The following is a 10732-nucleotide window of genomic DNA, read 5'->3' as shown; positions in this document are numbered from 1 at the left end:
GGCCGGCCGCGATCCGCTTTCTCATGGATTGAGGCGGTCCGCAAATGTCGACGAAACTCTCCGAAATCGCCGCCGAGCGCGGGGTCAAGAACTTTCTCGTTTCCTACACCGACCTGTTCGGGACCATGCGGGCGAAGCTCGTGCCCGCGCGGGCGATCGACAAGATGGCGAGGGACGGCGCAGGCTTCGCCGGCTTCGCCACCTGGCTCGACCTGACGCCCGCCATGCCGGACCTCTTCGCGGTGCCGGACCCGTCGAGCTTCATCCAGCTTCCCTGGAAGCGCGACGTCGCCTGGCTCGCCGCCGACCTCTACATGGACGGCAAGCCCGTCGAACAGTCGCCGCGCGGCCTCCTGAAGCGGCTGATCGGCCGGCTCGGCGAACTCGGCTACGAGATGCGCGCCGGCGTCGAATGCGAATTCTTCCTGCTCTCGCCCGACGGGTCTGAGATCGCCGACGGCGCCGACCGGCAGGTGAAATCCTGTTACGACCAGCTCGCGCTGATGCGCCGCTATGACGTCATCACCGAGATCTCCGAGGCCATGGAGGAGCTCGGCTGGCAGCCCTACCAGAGCGACCATGAGGACGCGAACGGCCAGTTCGAGATGAACTGGGAGTTCGACGAAGCCCTGAAGACCGCCGACCGCCACGCCTTCTTCAAATATATGGTGAAGTCGCTGGCCGAGAAGCACGGCCTGCGCGCCACCTTCATGCCGAAGCCCTTTCCGTCGCTGACGGGCTCGGGCTGCCATTCCCACGTCTCGCTGTGGCGCGGCGAGGAAAACGCCTTTGAGGACGAAAAGGGCGAGCTCGGCGTGTCCGACCTCGGCTACCGCTTCCTCGGCGGGCTGATGGCCCACGCCGACGCCCTGTGCGCGCTGACCAATCCGACCGTCAACTCCTACAAGCGGCTCAGCGCGCCGCGCACCACCTCGGGCGCGACCTGGGCGCCGGCCTCGGTCACCTACACCGGCAACAACCGCACGCACATGATCCGCATTCCCGACAGCGGCCGCTTCGAATTCCGCCTCGCCGACGGCGCGGCCAATCCCTATCTCCTGCAGGCGGCGGTGCTCGCCGCCGGCCTCGACGGCCTCAAGACCAACAGGCACCCGGGCGAACGCAGCGACTTCGACATGTACGCCGAGCCGCACAAGTGCAACGGCGCGAAGAAGCTGCCGCAGAACCTGCTCGACGCGCTGCGCCTGCTCGAAGGCTCGCCCACCCTCAAGGCCGAGCTCGGCGCGTCCTTCGTCGAGTCCTACGCCAAGCTGAAGCGCGAGGAATGGAACGACTACACGCGCCATCTCACCGACTGGGAGCGCGAGCGCACGCTCGACTGCTGAGCCGCGCGGGCCCGCCCGCTTCGCCCGCGTTCATCAGGCCCCGCGCCGCGCGCCTTCCGGCGCGCCGGCCGCGGCCGCCCGCTTGAGGTGTGTTTTCATGACTTTTTCCGGCTTTCAGCTTCTCAAGAACGCGCTGAACGGCGGGACGGGGTGGCGCCCGCACTGGCGCAAGGCCGAGCCAAAACCGGCCTATGACGTCGTCATCGTCGGCGGCGGCGGCCATGGCCTCGCCGCCGCGCATTACCTCGCCAAAGAGCACGGCGTCGCCAATGTGGCGGTGCTCGAAAAGGGCTGGATCGGCGGCGGCAACATGGGCCGCAACACCACCATCATCCGCTCGAACTACCTTCTGCCCGGCAACATCCCGTTCTACGAACTCTCGATGAAGCTGTGGGAGGGGCTGGAGCAGGACCTGAACTACAACGCCATGGTGTCGCAGCGCGGCGTGCTCAACCTCGCCCACACCGACGGCCAGCGCGACGCCTATGCGCGACGCGGCAACGCCATGCGCCTGCATGGCGTCGACGCCGAACTGCTCGACCGCGAGGGCGTGCGCCGGCTCGCGCCCTATCTCGATTTCGACGTCGCCCGCTTTCCCATCGTCGGCGGCCTGTTGCAAAAGCGCGGCGGCACCGCGCGCCATGACGCGGTGGCGTGGGGCTATGCGCGCGCCGCCGACCGGCGCGGCGTCGACGTGATCGAGAACTGCGAGGTCACGGGGCTGCGCCGCGAAGGCGGCAGGATCGTCGGCGTCGAGACCACGAAGGGTTTTGTCGGCGCGCGCAGGGTCGGCCTGTCGGTCGCCGGCAATTCGTCGCGCGTCGCGGCGCTCGCCGACATGCGGCTGCCGATCGAAACCTACGCGCTGCAGGCCTTCGTCACCGAGGCGCTGAAGCCCCTCGTCGACGGCGTGATCACCTTCGGCGCCGGGCATTTCTACATCTCGCAGTCGGACAAGGGCAGCCTCGTCTTCGGCGGCGATCTCGAACCCTTCCCGTCCTACGCCCAGCGCGGCAGCCTCGCCGTGTTCTCCGACGTCGCCGAGAACGCCATGGCGCTGATGCCGATGCTCGGGCGCCTGCGCGTGCTGCGTGGCTGGGGCGGGCTCATGGACATGACCATGGACGGCTCGCCGATCATCGACCGCACGCCGGTCGACGGGCTCTTCTTCAACGGCGGCTGGTGCTACGGCGGCTTCAAGGCGACGCCGGCCGCGGGCTTCTGCTTCGCGCATCTCATCGCCACGGGCGCGCCGCATCCCGCCGCCGCGGCCTATCGGCTCGACCGCTTCGCGACCGGCCGCGTCATCGACGAAAAGGGCGTCGGGCCCTCGCCCAACCTGCACTGACGCGGCGGCGCGCCCGACGCAACGGCCCCCGTCGCGCCCGGCGCGCGTGGCCTCACTCCTCGAAAAAGGCATGGCGCCCATGTTGATCACCTGTCCCTATTGCGGGCCGCGCGACCTCGCCGAATTCTTCGTCGGCGGCGAGGCCGAAACACGCCCCGACGTCGCCGGCGCGCCGGACGACGCGGCCAACGTCGCGGCCTTCGCCGAGGCGGTCTATCTGCGCGACAACCCGGCCGGCCCGCATCGCGAGCGCTGGTTCCACGCCGCCGGCTGCCAGAGCTGGCTCACGCTCGAGCGCGATACGACGACGCATGAGGTCCACGCGGTCGAACTGGCGCGGCCCGGGGAGATTTCGGCATGAGCGGCGGCGGATTCAGGCTCGGCTCGGGCGGTCTCGTCGATCGCGCGCGGCCCCTCGCCTTCGCCTTCGACGGCAGGCCCAAAAGCGGCTTTTCGGGCGACACGCTCGCCTCGGCGCTGCTCGCCGGCGGCGCGCGCGTCGTCGGCCGCTCGTTCAAATATCACCGCCCGCGCGGCGTGTTCGCGGCCGGGCACGAGGAGCCGAACGCGCTCGTCGAGCTGCGCCAGGGCGCGCGGCGCGAGCCCAACGTCAAGGCGACGACGGTCGAGCTGTTCGACGGCCTTGACGCTGCGAGCCAGAACCGCTGGCCGTCGCTCGATTTCGACGCGCTCGCCGTCAACGGCCTGCTGAAGCCCGTCTTCGCCGCGGGCTTCTACTACAAGACCTTCATGTGGCCGGCGTCCTTCTGGGAGAAGCTCTATGAGCCGGCGATCCGCCGCGCCGCCGGCCTTGGCCGCGCGAGCGGGCTCGACGACCCGGATAGTTACGAGCGCGCGAACCTCCATTGCGACCTGCTTATCGTCGGCGCGGGGCCGGCGGGCCTCGCCGCGGCGCTCGCGGCCGCGCGCTCGGGGGCGCGCGTCGTCCTGTGCGAAGACGATTTCCGCCTCGGCGGCGGCCTGCTCGACGAGCGCGGCCGCGTCGGCGGCGGAACCGGGCCGCAATGGGCGGACGCCGCGGCGGCCGAGCTCGCCGCCCTGCCCGACGTCCGCGTCCTGTCCCGCACGAGCGTCGTTGCGGCCTATGACGGCGGAACCTTCGCGGCGGTCGAGCGCGTCGCCGACCACCTGCTTGAGCCGCCGCCCTTCACGCCGCGCCAGCGCTTCTGGCGCGTCGTCGCGCGGCGCGCCGTCCTCGCCACGGGCGCGACCGAACGCCCGCTCGTGTTTCCCGACAACGACCGGCCGGGCGTCATGCTCGCCGGCGCGGCGCGGCGCTATCTGAACCGCTTCGGCGTCGCCGTCGGCCGCAGGGTCGTGATTCACACGACGACCGACCAGGGCTGGGTTCTGGCGCGCGACCTCATCGCCGCCGGCCTGCCGCCCGTCGCCGTGGTCGAGGCGCGGCGCGAGGCGCCGGCGGGCTTCGCCGACGTCGCGAAGGCCGTTCCCGTCGTGCTCGACGGCGCGGTCGTCGCGACGCGCGGCCGCAAGGGCCTCAAAGGCGTCACGGTCCGCGCGGGCGCCGCGACGCAGGACTTCGAGGCCGACGCGCTCGCCGTCTCGGGCGGCTTCAATCCGGCGATCCAGCTCGCGAGCGGCTTTCGCGGCCGCCCGGAATGGTCCGACGCGCTCCAGGCGTTTCTCGCGCCGCCCGTCGCCGGCCTGCGCATGGCCGGCGCGGCCGCAGGCGCCTATACGCTGAAAAGCGCCTTCGAAAGCGGCGTCGCGGCGGCGCAGGGCGCCCTGCGCGAGCTCGGCCTGACGGCCACGCCGGCCGCGCTTCCCGAAGTCGAGGAGAGTCCCGCAAGCCTCGCGCCATGCTGGCGCAGGCCCGGCCCCAAAGACTCGAAGGCGTTCGTCGACCTGCAGCACGACGTGACCGCGTCCGACGTCGTGCTCGCCCATCGCGAAGGCTATCGTGCGGCCGAGCATCTGAAGCGCTACACCACGCTTGGCATGGCGACCGACCAGGGGCGCACCTCGAACCTCGACGCCCTCGCCGTCATGGCGCAGCTCACCGGGCGCTCGATCCCCGAGACCGGCGTCACGCTGGCGCGCCCGCCGGCCGTGCCGATCGCGCTCGGCGCCGTCGCGGGCGCGCATCGCGGCGCGTCCTTCAGGCCCGTGCGCGAGACGCCGGTCCACCGCTACGCGATCGAGCGCGGCGCGACCTTCGTCGACGTCGGCCAGTGGAAGCGGCCGCAGCTGTTTCCGCTGCCGCAGGACGCCGACGCGCAGGCGGGCGTCACGCGCGAGGTGAACGCCGTGCGCGCGGGCGCCGGCGTGACCGACGTCTCGACGCTCGGCAAGATCGAGGTCGAAGGCGCGGACGCCGCCGCCTTCCTCGATTTCGTCTGCGCCACCCGCGTCTCCCGCATCAGGGTCGGGCGCTGCGGCTATTTCGCCATGCTGCGGGAGGACGGCTTCCTCAAGGACGACGGCATGATCGCGCGCTTCGCGCCGGACCGTTTCCTCGCCTTCGTCTCGACCGCCCATGCGGGGCCGGTCTACCGGCACATGCACTATTGCCGGCAGGTTTTGCGCCCCGATCTCGACGTCAATCTCACGGCCGTCACCGACGCCTGGGTCCAGCTCGCCATCGCCGGCGAAAAGGCGCCCGACGTCGTCCAGGCGCTCGTCGACGCGCCGACGCAGATCACCCAGGCGGCGTTTCCGCCGATGACGGCGGCCGAGGTGACGATCTGCGGCGGCGTCCCCGCGCGGCTCTGCGCGCTGTCCTTTTCGGGCGAGCGCGCGTTCGAGCTCGCGGCCCCGGCCTTTTATGGCGACGCCCTGATCCGGCGCGTGGTCGAGGCCGGCGCGCCCTTCGGCCTTGTCGCCTACGGGGCCGACGCCATGGGCGTGATGCGCATCGAGAAGGGCCACCCGGCCGGCGGCGAGATCAACGGCCAGACGACCGCCTACGACCTCGGCCTCGCGCGCGCGCTCGATTCCAGCAAGGATCACGTCGGCCGCGTCCTTTCGGGCCGGCCGGCGCTGAACGATCCGGCGCGGCCGCGGCTCGTGGGGGTCAGGCCGCTCGCTTCGACGCGCCAGATCCGCGCCGGCGCGCATGTCGTGGCCGTCGGCGCCGCGCCTTCGGCCGCGACCGACCTCGGCTGGGTCAGCTCGGCGTGCTGGTCGCCGACGCTCGCGTCATGGATCGGCCTCGCCATGGTCTCGGGCGGCCCCGAGCGGATCGGCGAGACGGTGCGCCTTTATGACCCCGTGCGCGGCGGCGACGTCGAGGCCGAGATCACGCCGCCCTGCGTGTTCGATCCCGGGGCCGGGCGCACGCGCGCGGACGCGCCGCCCGCGCCAGGCGCGCCCCCGACGCGCCCGGGGCTCGGGCCCGCGCGCGCGCCGCTGGGCTACAGGCCCGGCCGCTACGGTCCGGCCGAAGGTCCGGCCGGCGTGACGCTAGGGCTCGCCGACGCCGGGACGCGGCTCAACATCGAGGCGCGCAAAGGCCGCGCGCGAGATCTTCTCGCGGCGATCGGGCGCGCGCTCGGCGCGGAGCCCGTCGACGCGCCGCGCACGGTCTCGGCCGGCGGCGGCGAAATCTTCGGGATCGGCCCGTCGCGCTGGCACGCCGTGTTTCGCGGCGAAGATTCTGGCGCGCGCGCCAGAACCCTGACTGACGCCGCGCGCGACGCCGCCACGGTCGTCGACGTCACGCATGGCTTCGTCGTCTATCGCCTCGCGGGCGCTCATGCGCGCAAGGCGCTCGCCAGGCTCGTCAGGGTCGATCTCGACGCGCGCGTCTTCGCGCCCGGCGCCTGCGTCCAGACGGAGCTGCACGGCATGGGCGCGCAGCTCCGGCGCACGCCGGACGGAGAGGCGTTCGAGTGCGCCGTTTCGAGCAGCTTTGCGGGAAGCCTGCTGCACGCCCTGATCCACGCCGCGCAGGCCTATCGCCTCGACGTCGAGCCGCTCGCCCCGTCGTGACGGGGCGGGCGCGTCAGCCGAAGCAGCCGTCGACCGTCTTCTGCCAGTCGTCCGGGCGCGGCTCATGCTTCGTCGGCCGCTCGCGCCCGAGCGCGCCGTCGGAGCGGGCGCGCAGATAGACATAAATGGGGTCGAGGTAGCACATGACGTTCTTGTTCTCGCCGAAGCTCGGCATGACGAGCTCCTGCGAGGCGGTGACGTCGCGCTTGCCGTTGATGATCGTGCCCTGCACGTCCTGCGTCGACAGGTTTTTCAAGGAGTTGACGAGCGAGGGGGCGTAGCTCGAGCCGAGCGCGTCCGGCCCGTGGCACTGGAGACAGTTCGCGCCATACATGCGGTAGCCGATGAAAGTGTACCAGTCGACCGTCCCGTCCGCGCCGATGTTGTAGGTCGGATTGCCATTGGCGTCGAAATATTCGCCGTCGGTCGACTTGGCCGGCTTGGGATCGCCAGCGCCGGCGGCGAGCGCCGAGGCCGCGACGGCCGACAGGCAAACGGCGAACAACAACCTTTTCATGAACACCTCCCGGAGCCGGTCTGCGCCGGCGAGAATCGCCGCGCATTAGGCTATAAACAGAAGCGTTCGACCAATCACAAGCCGGCGCCCTGGCCATGCCTGCGACGGCGCGCCCCGTCGGCAGACATGGGACCGGACGTTTTGTCGCGCCCCGGGCAGGCGCAGCCCGGCGCGAAAGCGCGGAGGGCGTCGTCGCTCCAGCCGCCCTGCAGGAAGGCGCGGCCGGAGCCGGCCGCGCCTTTTGCGTCGCCTCAGGCCGGATCGGGACGCCGGCTCAATAGCGCCAGCCGCCGGGCGGCGGAGGCGGCGGCGGGCGATAGCCCGGACGCGGCGGCCCCCAGCCCGGGCCGGGCGGCGGCGGGCCCCAGCCCGGACGCGGCGGCGGCGGCCCCCAGCCGGGACGCGGCCCCCAGCCCGGTCCTCCCCAGCCCGGACGTCCCCCGACCCATACGCGCTGGCAGCGGCGCTGCGGGCCCCACGGGCCGTTCACCCAGAAACAGCGGCTGGTCCAGTAGACCGGCTCGACCTGCGCGTCGGCCGGCGCGTCGTCCCAGGCCCCGCCCGGGGCTACGGCGGCCGGCGCGTCCCCGGCCGGCGGCGGCGCGTAGGGATAGGCCGCGTCGGCCGCGGCGGATGCGCCGACCGTCGCGCCGAGCGCGAACAGGGCGGCCCCCCAGGCGGAAAGAAAGCGGCGTGAAATCAGAACCATCGAGCGCCCTCCAGACAGCGTGGCGCGACGCTAGCGGCTTAAGCCTGAACGCAGCATGTACGCCGCCTCAACGGGCGAGGCTGTGGTCGTAGTCGACCACGCCCTGCGTCGTGACGACGATCCAGCCGCCGCCGCGGCGCTCGATCGAACGCACCGTGCCCGCGCCCGGAATGCGGTCGCCGGGCCCGACCTCGATCGCGCCATGCGCGTTCTCGACGAGCGCGACGCCGTCATAGACCTCGCGCACCACCCAGCTGGTGATGAGCTGCGGGCGGCGCGCGGCCTCGGCCGCCTGCGTCTTCGGCTCCGCCCCCCTGCGCTCGGCCGTCGCCGCCTTGACCATCGGCGTGATCGAGCCCGTCGGCAGCGCCGTCTGCTTCTCGATGCGCTCGAGCCGTTCGGCGACCTGCTTCAGCGCCGGGTCGCGCTGCAGCTTCTCGACCTTGCCCGAAAGCTCGGCGAGGCTCGCCGCCGTCTCGGACTTGACCTGGTCGACCCTGGTCCTGATCCCGTCGAGGCTCTTCTGGTCCCGCGCCGACTGCTCCTTGAGCGACTGGGCGAGGGTCGCGCGCAGCGCCTCCACATTGGCCTTGAGCGCACCGACCTCGGTCGTCAGCGCCACGGTCGAGGCCTGCGACCGGCGTTGCAGATCGGCGGCCTCGCGCGCGGCGACCTGGGCCGCCGTCTGGTCCGGCGCCTGCGCCGGGCCGAAGAAATAGGTGCCGGCGGCGAAGGCGAAGCCCAGCACGGCGAGCACGAATCCCGCGCTCGCGCCATAATTGACGAGCGCGGCGAAGCGCCGGTGGCGCGCGTCGCGCGCCTCGTCGTCGGGGCGCGCCTCCTCGCGCTTCGCAAACAGCGGCAGCAGGGCCTCGACGTCGGCCGCGCCCGCCTCCTCGCGCGTCGCGCGCAGGCTTCCCTCCGGCGTCTCGGTCCGCGCCGGCGCGGCGCCGGAGGGCGCGTCCGCGTCCGCCCCGTCGCGCCCGGGCGCAGACAGATCTTCGCCGAGCGGCGCCGGAAGGGCCGGTTCGCCGGAATGGTCGATAGGAGTCATGTCCCGTCCAAAGGTTGGATTTCGTCTTCAGAAATGGACCTGTATCCTTAAATCAGCGTTAAGACTTTGACGGCGCGAATCGCGTTTGCGTGACGCCCGCGCAAGGGTTTCGCGCACGTCCCGGCGCCGCCCGGCGCCTGTTTTGACAAAACGCCATTCTTGACGAAACGCATGGCGCCGGCCGCCGCGACCTGATATCTGGGCGCCGGGCGCGCCGGCCTGCCGGGGGGCTTCCGGTCAGGGTCTTGTTTCGCCCGAACATCATCCGCGCCGCGTCGACGCGGCGCCTGCAGGGAGACCTTTCATGCGCCGTCACATCATCCTGCTTCTCGCCGCGGCGGCGCTCGCGCCGGCCTTCGCCTCCGCCTGCCGCGCCCAGTCGGGGCCTCCCGCCGCCGCGCCGGCGGGGGACGACCGGCTGCTCAACCGCGATTATCTGACCCCGACCGGCGAGACCGTGCCGAAACCCGGCGAACCGCAGTCCTCCGGCGTCACGCCGCTTGAGAAATCGATCCAGAAACAGGACAAGAAGATCGAAAACAGCATCTGCAGCAATTGCTGAGCACGAGAAGCCCCGGACCTCCATGCGCGTCGACGGCGAGCCCGCCACCCCCACCATCCGCGCGACGCCGGACGGCGCCGCGGTCGAGATCATCGACCAGACGAAGCTGCCGCACCGCTTCGAGATCCTGCGCGTCGACGCGCTCGAAGCGGCCGCGCGCGCCATCTCCGACATGCAGGTGCGCGGCGCGCCGCTGATCGGCGTCATGGCCGCCTACGGGCTCGCCTTCGCGCTGAAGGCCGACGCCTCCGACGCGGGGCTTGCGGCGGGCTTCGCGCGGCTGCTCGGCACGCGGCCGACCGCCGTCAATTTGCGCTGGGCGCTCGATCGCGTCACGCGCGCGGTCGCGCCGCTGCCGCCGCCGGCGCGCTTCGCGGCGGCTTTTCGCGAGGCCGGCGCGATCGCCCGCGAGGACGTCGCGCTGTGCGAGGCGATCGGCCTCCACGGCCTGGCGCTCGTCAAAGCGGCCGCCGCGCGCAAGGGCGGCGGGCGCGTGAACATCCTCACCCATTGCAACGCCGGCCGGCTCGCGACCGTCGACTGGGGCACGGCGACGGCGCCGATCTACAAGGCCCATGACGCCGGCCTCGACCTGTTCGTCTATGTGGACGAGACGCGCCCGCGCAACCAGGGCGCCTCGCTCACCGCCTTCGAGCTCGGCCGGCATGGCGTGCCCCACGCCGTCGTCGCCGACAACGCCGGCGGCCATCTGATGCAGCAGGGCGAGGTCGATCTGGTCATCGTCGGCGCCGACCGCGTGACCGCCGCGGGCGACGTCTGCAACAAGATCGGCACCTATCTCAAGGCGCTCGCGGCCTTCGACGTCGGCGTGCCCTTCTATGTGGCGGCGCCCTCGCCCTCGTTCGATTTCTCGATTTTCGACGGGCTGCGCGACATTCCGATCGAGGCGCGCGCGCCGGAGGAGGTCACCCATGTCGCCGGCCTCGCCGACTCGGGCGAGGTTTTGCGCGTGCGCCTGACGCCTGCGGGAAGCGCGGCGCTGAACCCGGCCTTCGACGTCACGCCGGCGCGGCTCGTCACGGCGCTCGTCACCGAGCGCGGGCTCGTCGCGCCGAACGCCGCCGCGATCGCCGCGGCGTTTCCGCAGGGCTAACCGTCCGAACTCAAGGACGCTCCGGCGATTGACGCTCCGAAAGGGGCCGCCTCATGCCGGATCGACGCGACACGGGACGCTGCGCGCGGGCGCTGACCGCCGTCTTCGCC

At 72.0% G+C, this 10732-nt stretch carries 9 protein-coding genes; 6 read left to right on the top strand and 3 right to left on the bottom strand.

The window, feature by feature from the left end:
• Positions 1–44 precede the first annotated feature (44 nt).
• The 4 genes from glnT (at position 45) to ACILRB_RS10695 (ending at position 6666) form a co-directional block, all read left to right on the top strand.
• Complete coding sequence (glnT, locus tag ACILRB_RS10710; protein WP_395666283.1) at positions 45–1346, top strand: type III glutamate--ammonia ligase; 1302 nt, start codon at positions 45–47, stop codon at positions 1344–1346.
• 97 nt (positions 1347–1443) lie between these two features.
• On the top strand, positions 1444–2694 hold the full coding sequence (locus tag ACILRB_RS10705) for a sarcosine oxidase subunit beta family protein (protein WP_395666282.1): 1251 nt from the start codon (positions 1444–1446) through the stop codon (positions 2692–2694).
• Between the two features lie 79 nt (positions 2695–2773).
• Complete coding sequence (locus ACILRB_RS10700) at positions 2774–3055, top strand: sarcosine oxidase subunit delta (protein WP_395666281.1); 282 nt, start codon at positions 2774–2776, stop codon at positions 3053–3055.
• Positions 3052–6666, top strand: coding sequence for a sarcosine oxidase subunit alpha family protein (locus ACILRB_RS10695; protein WP_395666280.1), 3615 nt, complete (start codon positions 3052–3054; stop codon positions 6664–6666). Before ACILRB_RS10700 ends, ACILRB_RS10695 begins: the two co-directional genes overlap by 4 nt.
• A gap of 13 nt (positions 6667–6679) precedes the next feature.
• On the opposite strand, the gene ACILRB_RS10690 is transcribed toward ACILRB_RS10695, so the two are convergent.
• The 3 genes from ACILRB_RS10690 to ACILRB_RS10680 all read right to left on the bottom strand — a co-directional run bounded on the left by ACILRB_RS10690 (position 6680) and on the right by ACILRB_RS10680 (position 8946).
• Positions 6680–7183: a c-type cytochrome, methanol metabolism-related gene (locus ACILRB_RS10690; protein WP_395666279.1), complete on the bottom strand. Its 504-nt coding sequence runs from the start codon at positions 7181–7183 to the stop codon at positions 6680–6682.
• Between the two features lie 274 nt (positions 7184–7457).
• Positions 7458–7892 (bottom strand): hypothetical protein, encoded by a 435-nt coding sequence (locus ACILRB_RS10685; protein WP_395666278.1) that lies wholly within the window; start codon positions 7890–7892, stop codon positions 7458–7460.
• Between the two features lie 67 nt (positions 7893–7959).
• A complete protein-coding gene (locus ACILRB_RS10680; protein WP_395666277.1) occupies positions 7960–8946 on the bottom strand; it encodes a hypothetical protein in 987 nt (328 codons plus the stop codon).
• A gap of 304 nt (positions 8947–9250) precedes the next feature.
• Here ACILRB_RS10680 and ACILRB_RS10675 point away from each other — a divergent pair, with 304 nt between their 5' ends.
• Positions 9251–9508, top strand: coding sequence for a hypothetical protein (locus ACILRB_RS10675; RefSeq protein ID WP_395666276.1), 258 nt, complete (start codon positions 9251–9253; stop codon positions 9506–9508).
• Between the two features lie 22 nt (positions 9509–9530).
• The gene (gene mtnA / locus ACILRB_RS10670; RefSeq protein WP_395666275.1) at positions 9531–10622 is read left to right on the top strand and encodes an S-methyl-5-thioribose-1-phosphate isomerase; all 1092 of its coding nucleotides are present in this window, start codon (positions 9531–9533) and stop codon (positions 10620–10622) included.
• Positions 10623–10732 lie beyond the last annotated feature (110 nt).

Source organism: Methylocella sp., assembly GCF_044226135.1.
Lineage (GTDB): Bacteria > Pseudomonadota > Alphaproteobacteria > Rhizobiales > Beijerinckiaceae > Methylocapsa.
The sequence above is the reverse complement of the archived record's forward strand: the minus strand, read 5'-3'. Positions and strand labels throughout refer to the sequence as shown.

Bases quoted from the DNA above. Each gene is read 5' to 3' on its own strand.
- ACILRB_RS10700 (WP_395666281.1), top strand. From the start codon at position 2,774: ATGTTGATCACCTGTCCCTATTGCGGGCCGCGCGACCTCGCCGAATTC.
- ACILRB_RS10695 (WP_395666280.1), top strand. From the start codon at position 3,052: ATGAGCGGCGGCGGATTCAGGCTCGGCTCGGGCGGTCTCGTCGATCGC.
- ACILRB_RS10680 (WP_395666277.1), bottom strand. From the start codon at position 8,946: ATGACTCCTATCGACCATTCCGGCGAACCGGCCCTTCCGGCGCCGCTC.
- mtnA (WP_395666275.1), top strand. From the start codon at position 9,531: ATGCGCGTCGACGGCGAGCCCGCCACCCCCACCATCCGCGCGACGCCG.
- ACILRB_RS10690 (WP_395666279.1), bottom strand. From the start codon at position 7,183: ATGAAAAGGTTGTTGTTCGCCGTTTGCCTGTCGGCCGTCGCGGCCTCG.
- ACILRB_RS10675 (WP_395666276.1), top strand. From the start codon at position 9,251: ATGCGCCGTCACATCATCCTGCTTCTCGCCGCGGCGGCGCTCGCGCCG.
- glnT (WP_395666283.1), top strand. From the start codon at position 45: ATGTCGACGAAACTCTCCGAAATCGCCGCCGAGCGCGGGGTCAAGAAC.
- ACILRB_RS10685 (WP_395666278.1), bottom strand. From the start codon at position 7,892: ATGGTTCTGATTTCACGCCGCTTTCTTTCCGCCTGGGGGGCCGCCCTG.
- ACILRB_RS10705 (WP_395666282.1), top strand. From the start codon at position 1,444: ATGACTTTTTCCGGCTTTCAGCTTCTCAAGAACGCGCTGAACGGCGGG.